The sequence below is a fragment of the Mariniradius saccharolyticus AK6 genome, assembly GCF_000330725.2.
GTDB lineage: Bacteria > Bacteroidota > Bacteroidia > Cytophagales > Cyclobacteriaceae > Mariniradius > Mariniradius saccharolyticus.
Genome location: NZ_AMZY02000011.1, coordinates 53,859 through 79,762, shown reverse-complemented (window position 1 = coordinate 79,762; position 25,904 = coordinate 53,859). Strand labels below are relative to the sequence as shown.

Annotated in this window: 20 protein-coding genes; 12 read left to right on the top strand and 8 right to left on the bottom strand. The window is 47.7% G+C overall.

Going from position 1 to position 25,904, the window contains the following annotated elements; all coding sequences use genetic code 11:
* The first annotated feature begins 6 nt into the window (after positions 1-6).
* The 7 genes from C943_RS11755 (at position 7) to C943_RS11725 (ending at position 7,786) form a co-directional block, all read left to right on the top strand.
* On the top strand, positions 7-1,320 hold the full coding sequence (locus C943_RS11755) for an ATP-binding protein (RefSeq protein ID WP_008627928.1): 1,314 nt from the start codon (positions 7-9) through the stop codon (positions 1,318-1,320).
* Positions 1,321-1,365: 45 nt separating this feature from the next.
* Entirely contained in the window at positions 1,366-2,475 is a 1,110-nt protein-coding gene (locus tag C943_RS21440; protein ID WP_008627927.1) for an eCIS core domain-containing protein, read from the top strand.
* Positions 2,476-2,803: 328 nt separating this feature from the next.
* Positions 2,804-3,793, top strand: a complete 990-nt coding sequence (locus tag C943_RS11745) for an SH3 domain-containing protein (RefSeq protein ID WP_008627926.1) — start codon at positions 2,804-2,806, stop codon at positions 3,791-3,793.
* A gap of 192 nt (positions 3,794-3,985) precedes the next feature.
* Positions 3,986-5,197, top strand: coding sequence for a PepSY-associated TM helix domain-containing protein (locus C943_RS11740; RefSeq protein WP_008627925.1), 1,212 nt, complete (start codon positions 3,986-3,988; stop codon positions 5,195-5,197).
* Between the two features lie 159 nt (positions 5,198-5,356).
* Positions 5,357-5,845: a hypothetical protein gene (locus C943_RS11735; RefSeq protein ID WP_008627924.1), complete on the top strand. Its 489-nt coding sequence runs from the start codon at positions 5,357-5,359 to the stop codon at positions 5,843-5,845.
* Between the two features lie 109 nt (positions 5,846-5,954).
* Entirely contained in the window at positions 5,955-6,788 is an 834-nt protein-coding gene (locus C943_RS11730; protein WP_008627923.1) for a DUF4349 domain-containing protein, read from the top strand.
* A complete protein-coding gene (locus C943_RS11725; RefSeq protein ID WP_008627919.1) occupies positions 6,785-7,786 on the top strand; it encodes a hypothetical protein in 1,002 nt (333 codons plus the stop codon). Before C943_RS11730 ends, C943_RS11725 begins: the two co-directional genes overlap by 4 nt.
* On the opposite strand, the gene C943_RS11720 is transcribed toward C943_RS11725, so the two are convergent.
* Complete coding sequence (locus C943_RS11720; RefSeq protein ID WP_040480450.1) at positions 7,783-9,078, bottom strand: aminotransferase class V-fold PLP-dependent enzyme; 1,296 nt, start codon at positions 9,076-9,078, stop codon at positions 7,783-7,785. The two genes, C943_RS11725 and C943_RS11720, sit on opposite strands and share 4 nt — an antisense overlap.
* Positions 9,079-9,334: 256 nt before the next feature.
* On the opposite strand from C943_RS11720, the gene C943_RS11715 reads away from it, so the two are divergent.
* The 3 genes from C943_RS11715 (at position 9,335) to C943_RS21745 (ending at position 12,260) form a co-directional block, all read left to right on the top strand.
* Entirely contained in the window at positions 9,335-10,897 is a 1,563-nt protein-coding gene (locus C943_RS11715; protein WP_051069593.1) for an arylsulfatase, read from the top strand.
* Positions 10,898-11,103: 206 nt separating this feature from the next.
* A complete protein-coding gene (locus tag C943_RS22040; protein WP_157198523.1) occupies positions 11,104-12,078 on the top strand; it encodes a hypothetical protein in 975 nt (324 codons plus the stop codon).
* A complete protein-coding gene (locus tag C943_RS21745; RefSeq protein WP_157198522.1) occupies positions 11,997-12,260 on the top strand; it encodes a helix-turn-helix domain-containing protein in 264 nt (87 codons plus the stop codon). The genes C943_RS22040 and C943_RS21745 overlap by 82 nt, the downstream gene beginning before the upstream one ends.
* Positions 12,261-12,291: 31 nt before the next feature.
* Here the strand turns inward: C943_RS21745 and C943_RS11705 are convergent, their stop codons facing one another.
* Both C943_RS11705 and C943_RS11700 read right to left on the bottom strand, forming a co-directional pair.
* Positions 12,292-13,035: a tetratricopeptide repeat protein gene (locus tag C943_RS11705; RefSeq protein ID WP_008627912.1), complete on the bottom strand. Its 744-nt coding sequence runs from the start codon at positions 13,033-13,035 to the stop codon at positions 12,292-12,294.
* A gap of 3 nt (positions 13,036-13,038) precedes the next feature.
* Positions 13,039-13,599: an RNA polymerase sigma factor gene (locus C943_RS11700; RefSeq protein ID WP_008627909.1), complete on the bottom strand. Its 561-nt coding sequence runs from the start codon at positions 13,597-13,599 to the stop codon at positions 13,039-13,041.
* 214 nt (positions 13,600-13,813) lie between these two features.
* Between C943_RS11700 and C943_RS11695 the strand changes: the two genes are divergently transcribed.
* Entirely contained in the window at positions 13,814-14,104 is a 291-nt protein-coding gene (locus tag C943_RS11695; RefSeq protein ID WP_008627904.1) for a nucleotidyltransferase family protein, read from the top strand.
* Positions 14,101-14,460 (top strand): HepT-like ribonuclease domain-containing protein, encoded by a 360-nt coding sequence (locus C943_RS11690; RefSeq protein ID WP_040480447.1) that lies wholly within the window; start codon positions 14,101-14,103, stop codon positions 14,458-14,460. Before C943_RS11695 ends, C943_RS11690 begins: the two co-directional genes overlap by 4 nt.
* A gap of 136 nt (positions 14,461-14,596) precedes the next feature.
* On the opposite strand, the gene C943_RS21430 is transcribed toward C943_RS11690, so the two are convergent.
* From C943_RS21430 to C943_RS11665, 5 genes are all read right to left on the bottom strand, one after another.
* A complete protein-coding gene (locus tag C943_RS21430) occupies positions 14,597-15,808 on the bottom strand; it encodes a serine hydrolase domain-containing protein (protein ID WP_245545539.1) in 1,212 nt (403 codons plus the stop codon).
* 185 nt (positions 15,809-15,993) lie between these two features.
* Complete coding sequence (locus tag C943_RS21425) at positions 15,994-17,199, bottom strand: serine hydrolase domain-containing protein (RefSeq protein ID WP_051069586.1); 1,206 nt, start codon at positions 17,197-17,199, stop codon at positions 15,994-15,996.
* 52 nt (positions 17,200-17,251) lie between these two features.
* Positions 17,252-20,518, bottom strand: coding sequence for a CHAT domain-containing protein (locus C943_RS11675; RefSeq protein WP_008627892.1), 3,267 nt, complete (start codon positions 20,516-20,518; stop codon positions 17,252-17,254).
* 111 nt (positions 20,519-20,629) lie between these two features.
* Positions 20,630-23,134 (bottom strand): hypothetical protein, encoded by a 2,505-nt coding sequence (locus tag C943_RS11670; RefSeq protein ID WP_040480437.1) that lies wholly within the window; start codon positions 23,132-23,134, stop codon positions 20,630-20,632.
* Positions 23,135-23,303: 169 nt separating this feature from the next.
* On the bottom strand, positions 23,304-25,826 hold the full coding sequence (locus C943_RS11665) for a hypothetical protein (protein ID WP_008627886.1): 2,523 nt from the start codon (positions 25,824-25,826) through the stop codon (positions 23,304-23,306).
* Positions 25,827-25,904 lie beyond the last annotated feature (78 nt).

Genomic DNA, 25,904 nt, shown 5'->3' with positions numbered 1-25,904 from the left:
ACCTCTATGAAAAGTACATTCATTCCTGCTTTTTCATTTTTGGAGCAAGCCATCCGCAACCGGCTTGACCATTTTTTTCATGAAAAACCGTTTCACAAGCCAGAGTTTGTATTGGAGGAAAATACCGAAAGCGACCCACTGTTGGCCTTTTTCAGACATTACCAGCTAAGCGACGAAAACATCATTCTGCTTACTGCGGCGATCGTGCCCCACTTGGTGCCGGGCTTTTTTGAACGGCTGATCCGGGATTACCTTCCACAGGGTGGTGAATTTCCTGAGTTTGGTGGGACAAAGGGGGAGAATTCACGGGGAATGGTAGCGACGGGAGAAACAGTGATGTTCATTTTGGCCGGGATGAACCTGGAACGGCGGTTGAGTTTTCTTCCGCTTTTCGACCAGGACAATCCGCTGGTGAAGCACCGGGTACTGTACCTCGAGCCCGTCAAAAATGGAGAACCCAAGCTCAGCGGCAGGCTTTCCATCGATCCCGAATATGTGGAAGTACTGATGACCGGAAAAATCAGCCTGCCGACGCTCAGCATCAATTTCCCCGCAGAACACCTCCAATCCAACATGTCTTGGGAGGATTTGGTCTTGCCACCACAGGTATGGCAACAGATCGAAGAACTGCAGGCTTGGCTTAGGCACAAAGATACCATTCTCCGCGAATGGGATATTGGACGGCGGATTAAACCCGGCTACCGCGCCTTGTTTTACGGTCCGCCCGGAACGGGAAAAACCGTCACGGCGGCGCTCTTGGGAAAATATACAGGTCGGGATGTATTCAAGATAGACCTGTCGATGGTGGTTTCTAAGTATATCGGGGAAACGGAGAAGAACCTCGCCACGCTGTTTGACAAGGCCGAAAACAAGGACTGGATTCTCTTCTTCGATGAGGGGGATTCACTCTTCGGAAAGCGGACAGGCGTACGTGACGCCCATGACAAGTACGCCAACCAAGAGGTATCCTACCTGCTGCAAAGGATAGAATCCTACAATGGACTTGTCATTTTGGCCTCCAATTTCAAAAACAATATCGATGCGGCATTTATCCGCCGATTCAATGCACTGATCTATTTCCCGCTTCCGAGGACAGAGGATAGATTGGCTTTGTGGAAAAAATCCCTCCCAAGCCAGCTTCAAGCCAGTAGGGAACTCCATTTGCCCGAGATTGCGGAGCGCTACGAACTGACGGGTTCGCATATCGTGAACATTGTCCAATACCTTTCTCTCACCAGCCTGGAAACGGGGAATTATGTGCTTTCCAAGGAACAGCTACTGCGCGGTATCAGGCGGGAATTGGAAAAGGAGGGGAAGTAAATTTTGAAGTAAGACAAATGATGAATCCGCAAAAAGAAGGGACAGATGAAAGAGCAGAAAACCACAACGCAACCCAAAAATTTCACCCGGAAGGGGGATTTTTTTTCGTCCAATCAGATCAGCAAGGATACGAAAGTGAGCCTGCCCTCCGACCAGCGTGAGACGGCGGCGGCAGATTTGGCAGGGCAAATCATGGGATCGACCAGAGAGGCCGCGACGCCACATCCAGGACCGGCATTCATTTCCGATGCAAAGTCTTCCAACGGAACCGCGCTTCCAAAGGATGCAAAGACGCAAATGGAGCGTTCGTTTGGCCGGAATTTTTCGGACGTACGGATTCATACCGACGATCATGCCACCCAATTGAGCAAGGATATCAACGCCAAGGCATTCACGCTTGGTTCGGATATATTCTTTCAGAAAAAGTATTTTGATCCAAGGGGTGGATTGGGCAAGCGGTTATTGGCCCATGAACTCGCCCACACGATCCAGCAAAAAGAACTTTCGGGACACAATTTTATCCAAAGGGAAGGGGAGGAACAAAAGGATAAAGCAAAGGAAACCCCAAAAGTCGAAACGAAGGTAGAGGTGGTGACCGAGCAAAACATTACAAAAGGGGAAACCAAAGGAAAAGCGACGACAACCCGCTCGACGGAGCAATCTGTTGGGGAGGGAGTTACCGCAAAAGCTTCGGAAAAAACCACAGGAGATGCTCGGACAGCATCTGCTGAGTTGGCGGCAAAAGACAAAGGGACAGGACTGTCGGCGTCTACAGGGATAAAGGCGGAAGAGTCAACCTCTGATCCAACCCAGCCCGACAAAACAAAAGGATTTATCAAGGTGGGTGGGAGTTGGACATTGTTTGACGCCCGGCTGAAGTTGGAGTCGGGTATTTCTGCCGAAACGGATTTCAAGTACAAACCCTCAGTGTCTATAGACGGCAAGGCGGTCTTTTTCCCCAATGGGAGACTTTCGCCTGAGCTTGCGGGGAAATTCCTCTATGGAAAGGATGGTCCCTCCGGGCAAATCACACCTGGATTGAACTTCAAGATTACCGATGCACTTTCAGCCAAAGCAGGAGTCCCCATCACAATTGATTCTTCCGGAAAGGTCGGCGCCTCCGTTGGACTTGGCTTTGTGATCAAGTTCCCCTAGGTGAGAATGGGAATTGCTTAATGTCTAATTCACGCGCTGACATTGTCTGCTTGGTGAGTGCTCCCCACCCAAACTCCCAACAGGAGATATTCCGTATATGAATTTTAGATACTCCGTATACCCAGTTTACATATTCCATGTCTGCGGCATAGGATGCTTCTCATGGAGATATCCTTGAGCAGGTGGAGGGATTGGGTGGAACGAATTTGAATGCTGTATGTGATTTACTTTTTGTTAGTCTTGACAGTCATATTCTAAATATTATTCTAAAAATTCACTAAATTTATCAATCTCTATCTATCGCTTTTTACACATTGATTTTTACGCTATGGAAAGCAGACATGGATTCACAAAAATGACCCTGGCCGAGTTCGGAACCTGGCTTGGACAACAGCGCGTCGGACGGACGATCCTTCACATCCAACAACACCACACCTGGAACCCAAGCTATGCGCATTTCGACGGGAGAAACCACTTTGAGCGGCAGCAGGCGATGAGGAATCACCATATCGGCGCCAACGGTTGGGCGGACATCGGTCAGCATTTTACCACTTTCCCGGATGGAACGATCCTCACTGGCAGGCCCTTGGAGCGTGTCCCGGCGTGCATATACGGGCAAAATTCGAATGCCATCTGTCTGGAGCATTTCGGGAATTTTGATAGGGGTGGTGACAATATGACTCCCCAGCAACGCGATACCATCGTCAAGATGACGGCCATGCTTTGCAAGCGGTTCAACCTGCCAGTCAATGTGTATTCCATCGTGTACCACCATTGGTTTGATCTGAGTTCGGGCGTGCGCAACAACGGCGGCAGGAATACCAAGTCCTGTCCGGGTACCAATTTCTTTGGCGGCAACTCCGTCTATGATGCCACCAAGCACTTTTTGCCCTTGGTGCAGCGGGAGTTGGATGGATATCAGCCCGCCACCTCCAGTCCCAACTTGAAGGGATACGCAGTCGTAACCGCCTCACGGCTCAATATCCGCGACGCTCCTACCACTACGGCATTGGTCGTGGCGGACCGTGAACCCCTACTGACCGGCTCTATCCTGCGGGTCTACGACGAGCAAAACGGCTGGTCCAGGATTTCCAATTCCCAATCGCATTGGGTGGCCACCAGATTTACCCAACCTGTTAAGTATGCCATCGTCAAGGCTGATGTCCTCCGTGTACGCAGTGGCCCGCAAAATACCTATGCGATGGTTGGCACCGTCGGGAAGGGGGAGGAACTCTTTGTCGTAGAAGATAACAACGGATGGAGCAAGATCAGCCTGGAAGACCGCTGGGTCAACTCAGGATTTTTAAATTTTCCCTAAAGAAAAGGTTATACTCTAAATCACAATGGGAGGGCGAGAGCCTTCCTTTTTTGCTTTCTTACAACGGCTTGGGATGACTTCTCTGCTTTTTCGATCGAAGGATGCATGTGAAAAAAATTTTCATTGAGTTTAGATTAGATTAAATCTAAATAAAATAAATTTTCTTTACTTTTGTGCCTTTCAGGATCTTGTATGTGGAAAGTCGTTCGTAAAGTCTTCCAAAAAATCCACCTCTACGCGGGGCTCACCGCGGGCTTGGTGGTGATCGCCGTTTGCTTGAGCGGCACGATTTACGTCTACAACACCGAAATCCGCGAGTGGTCAGACAAGGATCGGTACGTGGTGAAGCCGGGCTCGGAGAGAGTTCCGCTGGATCATCTGAAGACACAGCTGGAAAGCAGTCTGGAGGGGGAAGTGACTTCTGTGCAGATTTATGGCAGCGAAGACCGCAGCGTCATCTTTTCACTAAAAAGGACTGAGGAAGAACTCCCCATCAATTATTATGTAGATCCCTATACCGGAGATATTCTGGCATCCAACAAAGACAAGACCACTGCCGAAACTTGGATGGGTTATATGTTTTCGCTTCACAGATGGCTGCTGCTTGATCAGGTAAAAGAGCCCATCCTATCCTCCATGAGCAATATGGAATTGGGGCGCTTGATCAATGGAATCGCAACGATGCTTTTTTTGATCGGGGTTTTGACGGGTATTGTAATCTGGTTTCCGCAAAAAATAAACGGTTGGAGACAAGGGCTGAAAATCAAATGGTCAGGCAATTGGAAGCGGATCAACCATGACTTGCACAATACTCTCGCCTTTTATTCATTGGTGTTCCTTTTTATCATGTCCGTGACCGGACCGTTCTGGTCATTCCAATGGTACAAGGAGGGCTGGCAAAAGACTTGGGACACTTTCCAAGCCCCCAAATCAGAACCGAAAGCTGAAATCGAAGCACCGAAATTACCTACGGCTGATTTTTCACTGGATGAAGTATTTTCAAAAACACAGGCGCAGCTTTCCTACCCCGGGAACGTCAGGATTTCCATTCCTCCTTACGCTGACGAGCCCATCAGCGTCAGCAAGTCCCGGACAGGTTTCTGGGCAAGGGCGGGCGCTGACCAACTTTCATTTGAACAATCGCGTCTCGAGCTTGTCGAAGCCAAGCTTTTTGCCGATTTGAGTTTTCGGCAACAAATCGGCCGCTCCGTGAAGAGCCTACATACTGGGGAGATTTTTGGGCAGGCGACCAAGTTCGTTTGGTTTTTGGCTTGTCTCGTGGCGACGTCGTTGCCAATCACAGGTACGTTGATTTGGTGGAACAGAAGGACGAAAAAGAAGCAAAAGAGATCCCGCCGCATGAATCTTTCCCAAAAGCCGGTCTTGGAGACGTCTGTCTCCTGAGCACAATTGCCTTCTTGGAAATCCCTTTTCGCGGATGTTGGGTCAAATGAAATCCATGCCCAAGCGTTACGATTTCTTGGAATTGGCGACAGGTTGGTTGGATTTAAGAAAATTTAGGTAATTTTCCATTCCCAGCCCACACGCAAACACTCCATCAAGATGGCTCAAGCCTCCAAATCATTGCAAGACAAGAAAAGAAAGATTTACATTTTTCTGGCTTTGATAGTCGTACTGACTACCGCTCTTGTTATCAAGAAAATTTACCATCGAGTAAGCAGCGAAGGAACAGTTTCTGACACGCAGGTTTCCAATCAGGAAAGCCCCTACGAAAAACAACTCCACCTGCTTTCGGAGGAAATCAACAAGGGCTGTCCGATGCAGGTAGATCAACAGACCCGCTTGGATAATACAGAAATCGTGGGAAAGAACGAGTTTCGCTACAATTACACGCTGACGAATCTGGAAAAGGGGAATTTTGACGAGGCGGACCTAAAGCAATACCTTTCCGCCCAGATCTTGGCAAATCTAAAAGATAACGAGGGCATGCGCTTGTTTCGTGAACAAAAGACCAGACTTTCCTACCATTATAAAGACCGAACCGGACAGCCACTTTTTGAACTGAATTTTGGGGAAGGGGATTACAACTGAGCTTCGGTTCCAGGATTTGGGCAAGAAAAGTGATGTAAAGCTTTGTCTACCGAGCTGCGTTATTTTGCACGAATTTTTTCTTTATTTTTAAGGTAAACTTATTGAAACCATGAAGCTTTTTTGGATCGTTACGTTTATCCTCGCGGCTTGCGGGGGAGGTAGCCTGGATGTTCCAACCAGTGAAATCATCAATGATGATGCAATAGTCGAAGTTCCGAGTACCGGACAGCCCGCTCCTTTCGCCTCAGAATCCAATCTCGAAGAACCAGCCCCTGTCGAAAAGAAAATCCGGAAGTCCGGGAATATTTCTTTCCAATCCCAGGATTTGGACAAGGACTACGCACAAATCAAAGGCCTCCTGCCACGGTACAAGGCGTACATCGAGAATGAAAACCAATCCAATGATCAGTATCGCAGAAACTACCAACTGAGCATCCGGGTGGAGGGCGCCTATTTTGATAGCCTTTTGAATGCAATCTCTGCACTAGCCTGGCGCATTGAATACAAAACTGCCAATATTGATGACGTGACTGCGCAGTACTATGACTTCAAAACCCGCATCGAAAACAAAAATGCTTTGGAGCAGCGGTATAGGGAGCTCTTGACAAAAGCCAACGAGATAAAGGACATTTTGGAAATTGAAAAAAACATCAACGAGGTACGCACCGATATCGAAATGATGCAGGGCCAATTCAATTACCTCAGCAGCCAGATCCAATATAGTTCCCTGAATGTCACATTCTACGAAGAGCTCCCCTACGCCGTCAATTCCGCCCAAAAGAAAGGATTTGGTAACAGGATTCTGAATGCACTCAGCAATGGTTGGAATGGAATGCTGACGATATTGGTCGGATTCGTGACGATTTGGCCATTCTATCTGATAGGATTCGGGATCTTTTTATTGATCAGGTTTTTGAGAAAAAAAGTCAATAAAAACCCATGAAAGCCCGATTGATTCCAGTGATTTTGATGCTGTCGATGGCCTGCACCACGATTCATGAACCTACGCTTTATACCAGGAATAGGGACAATAACTGTTACAAACAATACTATTACAACTATCACGAGGACGAAATCCCGGCACCTATCCATAGTGTCGAACTTGCCCCTGTCGTCGCTGAAAACTTTTCCTTTTCAAGTATCAATATCGCCCATGCCATGGGCATGTTGGAGCTACTGAATGTCTATCTGGCCAGCCTCGAGTCGTTTGAAAGAAATCCAAGTTTGGAAAATCGCCTACGGCATTTGGAGCGGTTCCAGCAGCTTTCCCAACAAATCGAATTTGCTGAACTGGAAATCTCATCTGTCGTTTCTGAAATCAACTGTGAAGAGGAGCGGATATATCAAGTTGCTAACTACCTCAGGGGTAAGGAAAATGAGAAGACTTCCAGACTGACCATTGCCTCCATTGTCGTGGGAGGTGTGGGCGCGATCATGGCTGTAGCCTTGGTAGGACAGGGCAAGGCGCCAGAATTGGTCGGTTTGGGTACAGGTATCACAGAGGCTTCCCTCGGTTTGCTGATGTTGTTCAACGAGAAGGAAATTGAGTTTTCCCATGAAAGGAACCATCTAAGGGAAATATGGGAAGCCCCGACTGTGTCAAAGGTTTTTCCCGCTCCGGTTTGGTACTATCTCAATTATGTCGCTGACAATCCTGATGCAGAACCCGCCAAGAGAGAGCAGATTATCAAAAATTGGAGAAGTTTGGCCTTCTATGACGAGGTAAAGGAAAAACATCGGGCCGAATTAAGGGATAGGTTTTTTGGCACCGGAGGGCGCTACAACAGTGATGAATTGACCGATCGGGCGAATATGTACGAGCAACTCAATTCCGAGATCAACCTGATGCTTCAAGACTTGAAAGATCTTTCTTTCGAAATCGAAAAGGTCCAGTCAAAAAAATTGAAAGAATGGGTTGATAGCAACAAGAGCAGCATTTAGACCTGGGAGGCGATTTTTTTCAGTGCTTCTACCAATCGATCCAGATCAGAAAGTTTGGTGTACACATGTGGCGATACCCGGACCAAGTGGATATTTTCGACTGAAATCGGGGAGGTATGGATCTTGTATTTTAGCATCAATTCCCGCTCAAGTTCCCACGGAGTCAATCCTTCTACCGATACCCCTGCCAAAGCACAGGAAAACTCTGCGTTGAGGGAAGTATGAATGTGGACACCCGGGATTTCCTTGGCTTTCAGCGCCCAATAATCTTTGAGGTAGCGCACACGCTCCTCTTTCCGTTTTGTTCCGATAGCATTGTGAAAGTTGAGTGCCTCGCCGATCCCTTGCTCGATGGGGAAGCTACGGGTTCCGAGATTCTCAAACTTCCGGATATCCCCGCTTTTTGGGTCACCCGCACAGACCAATGGCCAAACCTTGCCGATTTTCTCCTTTCTGATCCACAGCATCCCGCTGCCAATCGGGGCCGACAGGTACTTGTGCAGACTTGTGCCAAAATAATCCCCGCCCAAGTCCGGAATCTTGAAATCCAATAGGCCGTAGGAATGTGCCCCATCAATGATGACCTCGATACCTTGGGCATGTGCCATGTCGCAGATTTTTCTGACGGGCATGATCTGACCGTTCCAATTGACCACATGGGTGAGATGGATCAGTTTGGTTTTGGACGTGATGGCTTTGCGGTAGGCTTCCACGATGATGTCATCGTTTTCGATTGGAAAGTCAAAAGTGAGTTGCTTGTACACAATTCCTTCCCGCATTGCACGCTGCTTCCAAGCCTGCATCATGTTCGGATAGTCTTGTGTAGAACCGATTACCTCGTCCCCATTTTGGAGGTCTAGTCCATAAATGACGGTCACTAAGGCCTCGGTGGAATTCCTGTTGATCGCTACTTCCTCGGGGTCGCAGCCTCCTAATTGCGCCAATGCCGCCCTTAGGTTTTCCCGGCCTTGGTCGAGAATTTTCCACATATAGTAGGACGGGCCTTGGTTGGCCATCGTGTTGAACCTTTCTACGGCTTGCTGCACCACAATCGGGCTGGGCGATACGCCGCCGTTGTTGAGGATAATGACCGGAGAGGCGGAGGCCGAATATCCCTGTTGGATGACAGCCCAATAGTCCTCGTTTTGGGCCATTTCCAAGGGCTCCAAATGCCGGTAACGTTCCTCCAATTCGCTCCAAGTTGCAGCATGCAGCTCTTGGAATAGGCTGTGTGCCGAAAACGCACTTACAAGCGCTCCGGCCTTTTTGAGGAAGGCTCGTCTGTTATCCATGATTGGGTTGGGGGGTATTTTCAAGGAAACTAGTGAATATTCGAATTGGAAACTGGTAAAAAATGACAGTTGGGCAAAAAATGATTCAGACAAAGTGATAAAAAAATGAACCTAGAGGAAAAAAGACAGATGTCGCGTTTTTGGCATTTGTCATCATTGAAGCAAATATGACAAACGCGAGACAATGAAAGAGAAGTGTCTGCCATTGATATGTTACTTTTTGTGTCCTTTAATTCAACATAACCTTTTACTAATTATGAGAAGATTAACCTTATTGTTTTTTCTGCTGGCAGGCGTGGTTCCACTTAGTCAGGCACAAGCCCAAAAGAAACCCAATATATTGGTGATCTGGGGCGACGACATCGGAACCTGGAACATCAGTCACAATAACCGTGGCATGATGGGGTATCGCACACCCAACATCGATCGGATTGCTAAGGAGGGGATTGCATTTACGGATTATTATGCACAGCAGTCCTGTACCGCTGGACGGGCGGCATTTATCAGTGGATCTGTTCCGGTGCGTTCGGGGATGACCAAAGTCGGTTTGCCCGGTGCAAAAGAAGGCTGGCAAAAAACCGACGTAACCATGGCAACTGTGTTGAAAGCCCAAGGCTATGCCACCGGGCAATTTGGCAAAAACCACCAAGGCGACAGGGACGAACATTTGCCCACGATGCATGGCTTTGATGAGTTTATGGGAAGCCTGTACCACCTCAATGCCGAAGAAGAGCCCGAAAATAGGGACTACCCAAAAGATATGGTTCTGGCAAATGGCAAGACCTTTTATGAGACATTCAAGCCACGTGGAATTCTGCATACCAAATCAGATGGCAAAGGTGGACAAACCATCAAGGAGCTTGGACCGCTGACCAAAAAGCGTATGGAGACCATCGACGATGAGACCGTCGCCGCGGCAAAGGAATTTATCAAAAAACAGGTAGCAGCAGGTAAGCCTTTCTTCACCTGGTGGAACGGTACCCGCATGCACTTCCGCACCCATGTGAAAGATGAGCACATCGGTATTTCTGGACAGGACGAATATGGTGATGGCATGGTCGAGCACGATATGCATGTGGGCGAATTGCTCAAACTTCTAGACGAGTTGGGAATCGCGGACAATACCCTTGTGATGTATTCTACCGACAATGGCCCCCATTACAATACTTGGCCGGATGCAGGTACCACTCCTTTCCGCTCCGAAAAGAACTCCAACTGGGAAGGTGCTTACCGGGTTCCCACATTTGTACGCTGGCCCGGCAAATTCCCCGCAGGAATCACACTCAACGGCATCGTGTCCCACGAAGATTGGCTGCCGACCTTTGCCGCAATCGCAGGCGACACCAATGTGAAGGACAGGCTCCTCAAAGGGACTACCATCAATGGCCGTACTTACAAGAACTATATCGATGGATACAATCAGCTCGACTATCTGACTGGAAAAAGCCAGGTGTCTCCGAGAAATGAGTTTTGGTATGTCAATGACGATGGCCAAGTGGTGGCTGCACGCTATGGTGACTGGAAAGTTGTGTTTTTGGAAAACAGGGGCGAAGCCTTTGGCGTGTGGCGGGAGCCTTTCGTTGAGCTTCGTGCGCCTTTGCTCTTCAATCTGCGGAGAGATCCATTCGAGAAAGCGCAACACAATTCCAATACCTACAACGATTGGTTCTTGGACCGTCCTTTTGTGATCGTGCCAATTCAAGGACTTGCGGCGAAGTTTCTAATGACAATGAAAGATTATCCACCTTCACAAACTCCTGGTTCATTCAACCTAACCAAAATCGAAGAGATGTTGAGAAGTGCTGGCGGAGGTCGATAGCAGATGATTTATCACTGAGCAGTCCTTTCGGGTTGCTCAGTTTTTTCCACTTTTCAATTGAAGGATGCTTGGAGGTTTGGCGTGGCCTTCAACAAGGTCCTAGGAAGAATGTGATTTTTTAAGCGTTCATCTCATTCTGGGGGAAAAAGACATCTCCCTTTGATTTGAACGTTTTTTCCTCCAATTTTCATCTTTTGAATTTTGGGATGGAAATCGTCATTCACTTCAAGGATCTGGTTTATTTGGGTTCCCATTTGTTTGGGATGGTGATTTCCGCCGTGTTGCTTTATGTTGGAGTGCGTAAATATGCCCCAAACGTCTTTTTGGGTTTCTCATTCTTCACTTTGACATACGGTACCTTCATCGCTTGGCTGGTTTCCTCCGGAAATTTCGTCCATTTTCCGGCACTTTATCGGACCGGCAATATCGCAGGACTGTTATTTCCTGCCTTTTTCTACCTGTACATCAGGGCCGTGCTTTATCCAAACTCACATTCAAAGAGGGACCTGCTTTTTTTCCTTCCGGCGTTTCTCTTTGTGGTGGACTATTCCCACGTGCTATTTGGGATGTCAATTGCGGAGAAAAGAGCGCTAATCATGCAAGAGATCTATGATCCGCAGCTATTTGTGGCGTATAACCAATCATTGTTTCTCCCCAAAAATTTCCACACGCTCTTTCGGACCTTTGTCATTCTTATCTATTTGTTTCTTTGCGTTCGACTGTTGGTTCAGCGATATAGGGGAAAGGAAATTCCGCAATTCGAGCGGCCCTGGCTCAATTGGATGGTCATCTACTTGGCTTTTCTGTCCTTGATGGTCTTTCCGTATTTGGCGGCCAATCTGTTAAAAATGGGAAATCTTCAATATGATCTTTCCCATCTTACCGCCTCCGTTTTGATATTGGGGTCGGGATTCGCCATTTTGTTTTTCCCAAAGGTGCTCTATGGCCACAATGAATTTGAATACCTCCGCGTGGTGCAGGAGGAGCAAGCCGAACAAGACCCAAAAACAACAGAAGTATGGCCAGCTGAGAAATCAGCGTTATTGGATGGGAAACTGAAAGAAGTTTTGAATATCAAAAAGGCTACACACTCGCCGACTTGGCAAAGGACACCAAGATCCCTGCTTACCAACTCACCTACTACATCAACCAAATCCAAGATTCAACTTTTCACGATTTGATCAACAGACATCGGATCGATGAGACCTGCCGTATTATCCAATCAGGACAATTCCAGTACCTCACACTAGAGGCTCTGGCTGAGAAAAGCGGCTTCAATAACCGGAATTCCTTTTCTGTCGCTTTCAAAAAATTCAAGGGAATGAAGCCCTCTGAGTTTTTGAAAGAATTCCAGCGTGGTTAATTGGTATTGAAAAGGTCACGAAGGCAGGATTTTATCTCATGTTCGCTTCCTCCATCAGCCTTTTCGCCTCCGGTTTTTGGCTGCGTTGGAGGGCGTCTTTCGCTTTGTCGATTTCCCCCTGCTTGAGCCAAGTCAGTCCTAGATACCACCAAGCGTCATCGGCAAAGATGCTGTTTTGACTTTCCAACGCTGTCTGGAAATAGGCTGCGGCTTTGTCACCTTGCTCCGAAGCCAAGTAGGATGCTCCCAAAAAGTAATTCAGCGTGTCGTTTTTTGGCTTTTGTTGCAGTAGTTTTTCCCAACGGTTGATAGCGGATTGGTATTGGCCCATTTTGTAATCGACCATTCCCCGGTCAAATTCGTACTGATCACTGACGCCCATGGCCGTCACTAATCCCGGATCGGGCTCAAAGTAGGCGGTAAAGAGGCGTTCGTTTTCGGACTGTCCACCACCCACAAGTACCCACAGGCCCAAGGCAAGTATAAGCGATGCGGCCACCGCCCAGGGGATCCAGGCAAGTTTCTTGGACTGCAAGGATAGGGGTACTGTTTTTGTTGCAGCAATCTCTTCGTGGAATCTGTCCAGCGTATGGCGGAGATTGGTCGTTTCGACTTCCTCAAGGATGATCTTGATTTCCTTTACGTATTGACGTAGGGAGCCGTCGGCGGCCATTTGCTGTTCAAATGCAAGTCGCTCCGCCTCCGGCATTTCCCCGATGAGGTAGCGCTCGATCCTTTCAAACTCTTCTTGCGATATGTGGTTGGAATTTTCCAATGTCTAGGATTTTATTTGGGTCTTTACTTTTTCTCTCAGGCGCTGTATGCAGCGGTATTTGGTGTTGCGGGCTGTCGCTTCCGTCCATTGAAAGGCCTTGGCGATCAGCTCCATGGATTCCTTGGCGAAGTAAAACCGCCGCAGGATTTCCCGGCAGTTGTCCCCGAGGTTATTGATCTCTGTGGCTACCAATGTCCGGTACTGCATCCAGTCGTTGTCTTCCTCCTCGTCGATCTTGTCATGCTCCGTTTGGAGGAGGACGGTTTTCTTGAATTGCGAGGACCGGAGGAAGTCCAACCATTTGTTTTTGGCAATCTGGTACAAGTATCCCGTGAGGGCGCTGCCGTTTTCGGGCTGGAATTTATTGTCTTTGATATTGCCCCAAAAGGCAATAAATGCTTCTTGGAAAAGGTCCTTGGCTTGGTCCTCGTCGCCATTATTGTCGAGGACAAACTTCCGTACCTTGGGGTATTGGGATTGGTAAAGCCAGCGCAGGATAGCGGCATCATTGGCGCGGACGCCATCGACCAACTGCTCCTGTGTGTAAAAAGTATCTTTCTGCATGTTAGCAGAAATATACTCAATTCTGGCTTTGAATCAATTTCTTTGCCTAGTACCGATACATCGGGCTGGCAGGGAGATGTCATCAGCATAAATTCAGAAAATTATTGCCAGGTGGGGTTGATAGCTGATTGCTTTGAAATCCATCGAAAAGTAAATGCCATTCATCATTTGGGTAGGGGAAATGAATCATCGAGAATTTGGTTAAATTTGAAATATGGGACAAGCTGTTGACATAGAGTCCAAACTTCAACAATTGAAGCCACTTTTGGCAGATCGGTTTCATGTTAGCAAAATCGGGTATTTCGGTTCCTATGCTGCTGGACAACAGACGGAAAGAAGTGATTTGGATTTGTTGGTTGAGTTTTCCCAACCGATTGGGTGGGAATTTTTTACACTGGAGAAATTCCTCGAAAAGGAATTCGGACTTAGCATCGACTTGGTGACTAAAGAAGCATTGAAAGAAAGGATAAAAAGACCAATCCTAGACCAAGTAAAATACATTTGAAACCTAGCAAGCGAGACAACATCTTGTATCTTGAAGACATCGTATTGGCGATGGAGCGAATTCAAGAATATATCCATGGCTTAGACTTCAATTCTTTCAAACGGGATTACAAAACAGTTGACGCAGTGATCCGGAATTTTGAGGTAATTGGAGAAGCCAGTAAAAACATATCCAAAAAAATCAAGGACAGCTACCCCAATGTTCCCTGGGAAGAAATGTACAGGCTAAGGAACAGGATTTCCCATGAGTATTTTGGAGTTGATTATCGCATAATTTGGGATATTATTTCCAGGAATCTACCTGGCAACCTTACTGAAGTCAAGGATATTATAGAAAAGGAACGTTTGAAGGAATAAGATACAGGTGGCATAGCGCAAGAGATCCCTTTGTCCTCTACAGATACATCGGGTTGACTGGGAGATGTCATCACACTTTCTGAGAAAATCAGCCGAGGATCCCCCCGGCTGATCGTAGCTGCCTCAAATGAAAAAATCAAAACTGGTCGATGTTTTGGTACACCGTAAGATTGTTGGTGAGCAAATCCACCAAGAGGGCCTGGTGGGCCTGCACAAAGGCATTGTTGGCGGCCGCATTGGTATAATCTGCATTGCCGTTGAAGATAAGCGCGACTGCCATTCCATTGCTTTCCGTCATGTAGGACGACCTGGTTCCAGGCAAAGCCCCATAGAAATACAGCCTACTTCCCCATCTGACGATGCCATTTCCAAAGTCTGGACTGAGGGGTGCCGGGCCTGAACCCTGCAGAAATTGGCTGTAGGTCGAGGCATTCAGAATGTCGGGTCTGGTAGGCAAGCCATCGATGGCGGTTACGAATTTGAGTAGATCACTCGCGTTGATCACCAAGCCGCCGTCACCATCCCTTCGCTCCAAAGCGATGTTGTACTCAAATCCCTTTGTCCCACCTTGCCCATAGTATTTGACTTCGTTGGGGTGTCTTCCGCTGAGCGTGCCTTTGCCCATGATGGCGCTGCCGATTCCAAGTGGGTCCAGGAAGTCATCCTTCATGAATTGATAGAAGGACTTGCCCGATACTTTTTCTATCACCCTCGCGGCGACAAAATAGTTGGTATTGATGTACCAAAAACGGGAACCTGGATCGTGTTTGAGCAGGGTATTGTCCAGCATCCAATCAAAAAAGGCCTTGTTGTTCATCGCAGGATTGGAATCTATCGCATCGCGGTCGTTGGACAATACCCAGCCACCGGTCGTCATTTGTAACAAGTGCCTTACAGTCACATTGAGAACCCGCACGCTGTAGGCCTTGGTGCCGAATTCTGTTCCCAGAATTCCTCCAGGCCCAAATACTTTGTCGTCGAGTGTAAGTTTACCGGCCTGCACGAGGCGCATAATCGCGACTCCCGTAAAGGTCTTGGAAACACTGGCGACTCTAAACCGGTGCTCAGTGGTCATGTCCACATTCGCTTCTACATCTGCTTTGCCGTAGGCCTTTTTGTACACGAGCTTACCGTTTTTGGAAATCGCCAAAGAAGCTCCCGGGATTTTGTGGGTAGTCAAAAACGTATTGATCTTGGCATCGATTACCTCAATATCCTTTTGGGTTTCGGGAGTTGGGGTGATAGGCGTGGGGTCTTCCTCCTTGGGACTACAGGCAATGCAAATCAAAAGAAAAGCGAGCATGAATGTGCCCAATGTGCTGAATCTGAAACTGTTCGAGGTTTTCATCTTTTTGGTATTTGGTTGGAAAATAGGCTGCAAAACAATTTGGGGATCATGTTTCCCAAATGCATGGGGATTTGGGAATCAGATACATTCGTACATCGGGAGGATTGGAACTTGTCATCATATTCTCAAAAAAAAAATCAGCCGAGGAATCCCCCGGCTGACCGTATTTGCCTCAAATGAAAAAATCAAAACTGGTCGATGTCTTTGTAGGCATTCGTGTTGGTGGTGAGCAGTTCAACCAGCAGGTTTTGGTGGGCGGTCGCAAAGGGATTGTACACCGCGGGATTGAAGTAATCCAATCCCCCATTGAAGATCAGTGCGACGGCCATGCCGTTGGGATCGGTCATGTAGGATGAGCGGGTTCCCGGTAGTGCTCCGTAGAAGTAAATTCTCTGTCCCCAGAGTGCGACTCCGTTGGCAAAGTTTGGACTCAGGGGTGCGGGGCCGGAAGGGCTTTTGAAGGCAGTCATCGTGTTGGCATTCAGGATATCAGGCCGGCTTGGCGAGCCATCGATCGCGAGGACGAATTTCAACAGGTCGACCGAATTGATGACAAGTCCACCGTCACCATCCCTGCGCTCGAGTGGAAATCCATACTCCCTGCCTTGCAGTCCACCTTGTCCATAATATTTTACCTCATCAGCATGTCGGTCAGCGAGGTTGCCACGTCCCATGACGGCCGAGTTGATGCCCAAGGGAGTAAGAAAATCATCCTTCATAAACTGGTAAAAAGACTTGCCAGAGACCTTTTCGATCACTCTGGCTGCGATGAAATAGTTGGTATTGATGTACCAATGGCGGGTGCCCGGATCATGTTTGAGGACTGCATTGTCCATCAGCCAAGTAAAATATTGAGCGTTGTTCATAGCGGGGTTTGCACCGATCGGATCACTGTCATTGGCAAGGACGAAGCCCCCCGTCGTCATCTGCAGGAGATGTTTGACTGTCACGTTCAAGACCCGCGCACTGTAGGCCTTGGTGCCATATTCGGTACCTAGAATGCCACCCATGCCGAATACCTTGTCATCCAGGTTCAGTTTGCCCTCTTGGACAAGGCGCATGATCGCGACTCCCGTGAAAGTCTTCGTCACGCTTGCGACCCGGAACCGATGGGTAGGCGTCATGTCCACATTGGCTTCCTTGTCGGCCTTTCCGTAGGCTTTTTTATAAACCAACTTCCCGTTTTTGCTGATGGCAAGGGATGCACCCGGGATGTTGTAAGTCGTCAGGAATGCGGTGATCTTCGAGTCAATCGCGGCAATATCCTCCTGCGTGACCACCGGCGGCGGAGTTGGTGTGGGCTCTTCTTTTGGATCGCAACTGGACCAGAGTATGGCAATCAGCATTACCATGCACAGAACTGATAGGTGGGGTTTGAATGGGAACTTCATAATCGGTGTGTTTTTGATGGAAAAATGAATGAAAATGAATTGAGGCAAGTCACTAGACTAATTTAGAAATCCGACTCTTCGCTTGAAGAGCGTACCGACGCCACCAAATCAACCCCGCAAGTGTGAGGATTGCGAGGGCCAACAAGGTGTATTTCCACCAAGGAATATTGGTGTCCAATGCTATCGGGCTGGGATCCCCGATCAGTACAATCCCGGCCCAAAACTCCGGGGATAGTGCCCTTCCGCTGGCATGGGCAAGATAATGCAACTTGGCAGCCCGCAGTGCCGAGGGCTTATCCATGCCTTCCGCCAGCTTCTGGTAAAATATCTCAGTGATTTGGCTGCTCGCCTTTTCATCAATCTTCCACAGGCCTACCAAAAGGCTTTGGCTTCCGGCATAGGTGAAGGCATGGGCGAGCGACAGCATGCCTTCGCCAGGAGCTACTGTACTTTTGCCCGTTTCGCAGGCAGTCAAGACGGCCATCTGCGCGCGGAGGTTGAGCTTGTATATATCAAAGGCGAAGAGTTCGTTGCTTCCTTCCAGACTGGCAGGATCTCCGGATTTTGAAAAAATCAACTTCGAAAAATCGGGGCTGAGGTTGTTGGATTCGGCATGGGTACCAATGTGCAGGATACGGTTGTCCCCGGCCGAACCAATAAAGTTTTGGATTGTGGACTGGGTTTCCGTAAACGTTTTTCCGCCAAGTAATCTCTTCATCCTTGACACTAGTTCTTGGGTAAAAGGCTGCGGAACCAAAGTCAGGTAGGCGCGGTCCAAGTACAGGGAATCACGCACTCGGCTGAGGTAATCGATTTTCATTTGATCCGAAAAGCCCGGTGCAAAGGCCACGTAATTGGACTGATATGATTGTGGACTTCTGCCGGACCTCAGCAGATGCGAATGGAAATGGTAGCTGATGCTGTGTTTTGACAACAGACAGCCGTTTGCGAATTCACTGTAGTCATTGAGCCGTGTCGGAGTGAGCAATTCAAAACTGAGGTTATACAAATCACCATCCGGGATGATGATCACTTTCTCATGCCTGAGTTTGGGTAAAATCGGCTGCCAAAGATGGGTATACAATTGGTTTAGGATTGCTAGGCAAACCTGGGGTTGATTCCAGTTTTCCGTCAGCGTAGCGATGTGGTTTGCGACTTTTCCATAATCTAATTTGACCAGGTCCCTGGAATCGGCATCCATGACGATTGCGGTGAGGTCGTTGCCGACAAACATGTAGCGAATTAGGCTGGTCCCGGCGGGAATGGTCTTTTGGATATCATCCAAACTGGCTTCGAGATTTCCATACCTGAATTGGTAATAATCAGGAAACTTTGTCTTCAGGGTTTCCAAGAAACCTTCCCAAGCACTGTTTGCAATGAGGTAAGATTCAAATCCCTCGCCATCCATTTGCAGCGATTGGGCCAAGTCGGTCTTGAGTTGCAGTTCGGTTTCCTGGATATCAGAAGGCACATTGGCAAAGCGCAGGTTGTCGAAGCGCTGCAAGCGTGAGCGAAGGCGGTTGAACACCGAGGATTCATGACGGGAGAGGAGCGATTCCATGTACCGTTTTTCTCCCGTGATTTCGAAAAGCTCCAGATCAAGCTTCTTTGCAAAATCATACAATTCCTGGTTGTCGGCGATGAGCAAGCCCATGTCCTGGTCGGATTGAAGGACGGTTTTTCTCCGCTCGACCGCATCGATCGCTTCATCCAGCATCGCGATGGATTTTTCGAGAAAAACTTGGTCCCTTTGGGTTTCCAGAAAATAGGATGACTTCACTTGTATCAGGATAGCCTTTGGTTTTTGGGTCTCGATTTGGATGGAATCCAACCAAGACCGCTCTCCCCTCAGAAAATCCTCCTTGAAAGTTTCCAAAGCAGTTCTGCTCATTCGCAGTGATTCGCTGTAGGACTTGAGCAGAAAATGAACCTCCGCCAGGTTGATTTGGTGGTTGAAATCAAGCAGCGTTCCTGCGCCTTGGTTGGCGCGCACATACTTCAAACCTTTTTCCGCTGCATTCAAAGCCTCCTTTTTCAGTCCCGCTGCTGCAAAGAATGTGGATGCACTGGTCAGAAAATCCAAGTAAATAAAATCATAATCACCTCCGAGGATTTTCTGGTATTCGGCATCGGCCTTTAGGTACCAGTTCTTGGCCGAATCGGTATTCCCGCGTGACTCTTCCAACCTTGCCAAAGTCCCAAAGGCATCGGCTTTCCAATCTATATAGTCCCCCTCAAACTGATCCATCAATCCAAGCCCTTGGCGCAAATGCAACTCCGCCTGGTCATATTCTCGAAGCGCAAAGTAGATCTGCCCCAACAATATCTGCGACTTAAAGACCTCCGCGCTTTCGGGCCCAAACGTGCTTTTCTTTTGCTCATAGGCATACTCGAGCAATTCCCGGGCTTTGGAATAGTTGCCGAGACCCTTGTGCATACCAGCCAAGTTGTCGATGGCTTGGTAGAGGAATTCTTGGCCTTTGGCGATTTCCAATGGATCGGACATGGCCTCGATAAAATCACTCAGGTGGCGGATGGTCATTTCCATCGATTGGATGCCGGCCGAGGTTTTGCCCAAGACCGCCTGTACGCCAGCGAGGTTGTTGAGTACCATGGCAGGGCGGTAATGTTGGTTTCTGGGTGTGGCTTCCATTTCTGGGAATTGCTTCAAAGCTTCCGTGAAGTAATATTCCGCGGAGTCGAACCGCGACCCAAACCAATTGATATTACCGAGCGCGTTGTAACTCAGGTACATGGACTCAGGATCGAGTTTGGGTTCCTTGCGATAGAGCGCAATGGCCTTAAATGAATGTTCTTTGGCTTGCTCCCTTTTTCCCAAATAGAGTGAATAGCTGGCTAGGTTGTTTTGGATTCTCCCCCGTTCCTTGAAGCTGGTTTTCGAATCTTTGCTGGCCCAGTCATAGGCTTTGATGTTTGCCTCGTAGGCCAATGCAGTAGCTCCGATATATTCAAAATATCCGGCTGCTTCCCGAAAGGCCTGTTTGTTAAGATTTGGGGAAAGGCCCTTTTCCAGGAATTCGTCGACAAAGCGATTCACCGCTTCGATACCTTTGGCATCGCCACCTTTTTCCCCTGCGATCCTTCCCACGTAGGCCACATACAGGGGAAGGGAGTCGTCCATTCCTTCGGCTGCAGCGAGTTTCAGTTGCGCCTTGAGCGCAGAATCTGCCTTCGATACTTGATTATTCTCAAGAGCATTTTCGATCCAAACCAAGCCTGATTGTCCTACTTGGGCAACAGTTTCCTGCCGGCCCAGCCAAAAAATCAGAATCAAACCGGTGAAAAATCTGGCTGACATGCTGTGTGGTTTTTGACGGAAAAAGGGGGAGCTCAAGTCCCTGAAAAAGAAAGGCTTTCCCTCCCCGCTGAATTGTGAAATTTAAAGATTTTTAAAGACTATTTGAAGTGTCTAATCCGTGATTTCGATGACGATGTTTGCCCGGCCGCCGAGTGGCTTATAGACTTCTATGTAGTGGTCAAGCTTCGATAGGCAATCGTCCCGTTTTGGACCATCGCTCCATGATCTACTGATCGTAAAGTAGTACTGATTATTGACGATCTGATTGGGTCCCGCACCCGGATACCCATATTCCACAGGAGGTGTTTGCCCGGGTCTCCAGGTAGATGTTCTATTGTCCCAGCGGAACGGTTTCTTGAAGCCGTAGAAAGTAACTGTGTACTTGATGGCTTTGGGATGTACTGGAACGACGGCCATAAAATTTCCCCCAACGTTGCACCTTGTCGCAGTGCTGATGTCCCATGTCCGTACTTCTAGGGCAACATCCAATACAATCTTCTTGGGGTCGTTGGCTACTGTCAGTTCGCCTTTGACAATCTCCCGAAGGGTCCATTCCGTATCAGATTTGCCTTTGAAATATACGCGGGCGATGAAGGTTTCCTTGCCTTCTTTGACCTCCTTATCCAGCACCTCATAGTTCAAGGCATTCCCCATGGTCGTGGCGCTTTTGAGTGTGCCATTGAATTTTCCGTATTTCCCGGAAGTCTCCCATTCGACTTTATAGTCCAATGCGTCGTTTTGAACTATGTCATTTACCCCATCTGTCCTTTCAAGGTAAAGCCTCACGCTTTGCCCACCCATCAGGGTGATTTTTTCGGGCTTCATGACTAGCTTGAGTTTTTTTACGTTGATGGTGGTCTTGCCCTCTCCTACCAAAGTCAGCGTGGTGCCAGACTTGATGTATACCTCAACGGTCACGGTTTCGAAATTATCTTCTTGCAAATCCGCAGTCTTGCTTTCACTTCTGAAGTTGACTGTGTTGGTACTGGTTTCGATGGATGCTCCTTTCTGGCTTCCAGATTGAACTACCCCATATTTTCCGGTTGTCGACCATTTATAGACGAAAGTCTGACCGGCTGAAAGTTGGGTTTTTGTATCTGCTTTTAATGCCAGATTGGAAAATGGCACTACCGAAGATTCCTGTGGTGAAATTGTGACATCGCTGCGAATCGACTTAGCGGTAAAGACGTCGATTCTGTTCGACATTCCTATTTCAGCCGTAAGTTTTGCCATATCCAGCAGTTTTACGGTCAGTTCGACAGCCTTGATCAGTTTGGTGTATTTCTCAACGGAAGACGCATTGTTGTAATCCCGGTCAAGGTCGATCCACGTAGGAGTAGGTAGGTTCTTGTATTTGTCGACGAGGAGGGTGATGAACTTCTTTTGGAGCTCCTGACCAGCTTTATCGACCAAGAGGTACTTGACTGTTTCTGTGGCTGCATTCTTCCAATCTCCTTTTTCCAGCAGTTGCCAAATCGCAGGAGATTGGCTGAGAAAATACTCAAATGCCTCGAATCCAAAACTTGTATCCTGATTTCCTTTGATTTCTGAAAACATTTCGGTCAGGATGGGTGCTATAAAATCAAGGTAAAACTGCTTTACCATGAGTTTTTCCCATGTTTTTTTCTCATCGGCGGTCATTGGGAAAAGTTCTGGATAGAACGCTGTTCCTACTACCCTGACTTTGTATGTGGCCTCGTCCTCATTATCACCCAAGGGCAAATTGATTGGGCCCGTTTCTTTTCTAGCATACTCAATTCCGTTATTCATTGCCCAATCGACAATTGTTCCCAGCGTGCTGCTGAAAGCATTTGTAGGTTCTATTTCCGCGGAAACTACAGCTTTTTCCCCTGCGCCGATGTTGGATAGCAAAACAGTCTCGTCCTTAGATCCCTTGGACTTGTAGGCGGTTTTGTAGAAAAACGCATGGGCACGCCTGCGATAGGTATTTGCCAATTTCACCGATAGGGCATCATTCTCGAAAATCTGAATTCCACTTTGGAATCCCGTCGGGTTGACATTGATTTGTCTCGCGCGAATATCTATGGGGTCAACAGCCTTGGAGAATTCAGTGAGATATGCGGCCAAGGGTGCTTCAAAAGCACCCTTGGCAATTAATCCGATATCATCTTTGATCATTTGGGTGATTTTTTCTTTGAATGCGGGCATTCCAGGCAGGGTCGAAGCAGCCGTTAGGTATTCTCTAATGATGGGTTCAGGACGGAAGTAAATACCCGCGCCGAGGTAAAACAGAGCTTCTGCGGTAGTTTCCGCATCGAGCTTTTTGTTTTGGTCGTGTAGGATTCCCATCAGCAGGATTCTATTGCTTTCATCGAGTAAATATGCCATTCGGTATATCCCATCGGGAAGAACGGCTTTTGATTTTCCGGAAGCATCCACATTGAAATCCATCAATCCGGTACTCAGCTTAGTTTTGCTCAGATCGATAGATACGCCTTGAGGAAGAGTGACGTTGACATCAACCGTTTTCGCCAAAGGCTTGGAGGCAACGGGTGGATTCGGATTCGGATTGGGGTTCGGATTCTGCTCTTCCTGGCATGAAAATACCAGCGACAGTATCAAAGTCAGCAGTAGGGGAAAAGTGTATTTTTTCATGGCGGCAGGCGGTTTTTCAAAGACATCGAAGCGAATCGAATTTGTCATCAAAAATGATTCGCGATTTTTTCAAAAAATTTTTGTCAGCTAAGCTGAAACAGCGACCAATCGCCCCGAAAGCAAGAAATCCCCGTTTTTCGGGGATTTCTCTAAAGGATTTCAGGTAACTCTAATCCCTTATTTCGATTTCGACATTGGCATAGCCGCCCCAGCCTTTGTAGAAAGCATGGTAGCCAGGAATATTGGGGTTACAATCAACCGGTTGCCCGGAGCGCCAGGTGCTGCTGACCGACAGGTGGTATTGGTTACCCACGATTCCGGTTTGGCCTCCCGGAGGATAAAGCCAATCGGAGGGGGCTTCCTTGCCAGCCTGCCAGGTCCAGATTTTTGTCGGGGAAATATTCCCTTGTTTGAGCCCATATATTTTGACGGTGTATTTCACGGCTTTTTCATGGATAGGTACCGGGGCGATTAGGTTGACTCCGGCTGTATAGCCTCCACCTTGGCTAGTATTCCAGTCCCGGGTAATGAGGGGCACGTTCAGGACGATTTTCTTGGGGTCGTTGACAACCGTCAGTTCACCTTTTACCGTTTCGCGCAATGTCCATTCGAAATCCGACTTAGCTTTGAAGTAAACCCTCGCGACGATTGTTTCCTTTCCTTCCTTAACATCCTTGTCTAATGCCTCATAATTCATGGCGTTGCCTACGGTAGTTGCACTTCGCAAGGTTCCGTTGAATTTTCCGTAGACGCCTGGAGTTTCCCATTCGACTTTGTAGTCCAAGGCTGCATTGGGTACGATGTCATTGACCCTGTCGTTACGCTCTAGGTAAAGCCTGATACTTTCTCCTCCGCTGATCGAGATTTTTTCCGGCTTCATAACCAGCTTGAGTTTCTTCACATTGACCACGGCTTTGGCGTCTCCGATCCTGGATAGCGTGGTGCCCTTTTTTGTGAACACTTCCACTTTTACAGTGTCAATATTGGCATCGTCAGATAGATCGGCCGGATTCGCCTCACTTCGATAGGCAATTGTCGCGTTGGACGTTTCAAAGAAGTTCTTCTTTTGGTTTTGGTAAAACAGGAAGCCGTATTTCCCAGTGGTTGACCACTTGAACACAAAAGTTTCCCCCTCAGCCAAAACAGTTTTAGTTTCAACTTTCAGATTATGGTTTGTAAAAGGAACAATAGCCTCATCCTTCGGAGTCAGTACAAGGTCATCTGCCTTGACTTTGGCGGTGAATTCGACCAGATAGTCGGACAAAGCAATATGGTCCAAAAGGAACTTGTAATCTCCTGCCTTGAGGACATAGTCAACCAGCTTTATCGCATTTAGGGCTGACTTCACCTTTTTGGTTACTTCCTCGGGAGTCTCTGTGACAAGACCTGGTTTTTTGGCCTTGAGGATCTTCAGTCCATCCAGTGCCAAATCCTCAACCATATCATCAAATTTTTTGCTTGGATATTCTGATATCCCCATCCAAATGGTCTCCTTGAATGTCTTGATGTAATCCCCTTCTTTAAGGGCCTGTTCAATCGCGGGGGAGGACTTTACGAAAACGTCAATGGTCCAGAGGATGTCTTTAAACTCATCGGATTGGGTTCCAAACAAAGCATCATCCATGCTCAATACATCAAATATGAAGGGCACTAAAAAGTCAAGTGCAAACGTCTCAATTATCAACCGATCGAGCTTTTCCTTTTCTGCATTGGTGAGGTCCAAACCTGAAATGTTTCCCATTCCAGGACCAACGACCCTTACCTTGTACGTAGCTTCAGATTCTGATTCCTTCATGGGGAGGTTGACCGGGCCATTTTCAGTCATGGCAAATTCAGGTTCCTTTTCCATGATTTTTCCCATCATCCATTCTTTCAAAGTTCCTGAAAATGAGGTGATCCCGATTCTCGGATTGATAGCAATATCTTTTTCGGAAACATCGGCTCCACCAATTTTTTGTTTAATGGTGGTTTCCAAACCCTCTTTGTCTTTGAATGCGGTTTTGTAAGTAAACGCATGAGCCCTCCTTCTTCTCTCATTTCGAATATTTACGTTTTGGTGGTCCAATTCATAGACCTGAATTCCGCTTTTAAACCCCTTAGTATCCACATCGATCTGTTTTGCCCGAATGTCAATAGTATCTGATGGAGCAAATGTTGAGAGGTACGCTGTCAGGGAATTCATGAATTTCCCGGTCTTTAGCATATCTGGGCTGGTTGAAAATTCATTCGATAAAGACTGGCTGAATTCAGACATGCCGTCCAATGTTGAAAATCCTTCCAAGTATTTCTTCTTGATTTCGTGGGGCTGAAATGAAATCCCCATACCGAAGTATACCAATACCGAAGCGGTCGTGGCAATGGAAATTTCCTTGTTGGTATCCGTTATAAATCCAGCCAACAGGGTGTTGCCCGCTTCGTCGACCAGAAAAGCTAATTTGGAGCCGCCGGCAGCAAACCTGACTTTGGATTTGCCTGTGTTTTCTACCGGATACTCAGCAAAACCTGAAAGTAGTTTCGTTTTGGAAAGATCAAGGGTACTGCCTGTAGGCAGGACGATGTTCACGTCCGTCGTCGGGAAGACAGTTTGTACAGGATCAGTGCCTGGGTTTGTTCCGGGACTTTCCTCTTCTTGGCATGAAAAGAAGAAAGCCAATAGGAAAGTCAATACAAGGCGAAAAGATGAAGTTTTCATTGCGCAGCTATTTGGATGTAAATCCCCATCGAATTGGATTCAAAACATCATCAAAAAACACAGAGATTTTCTCAGAAA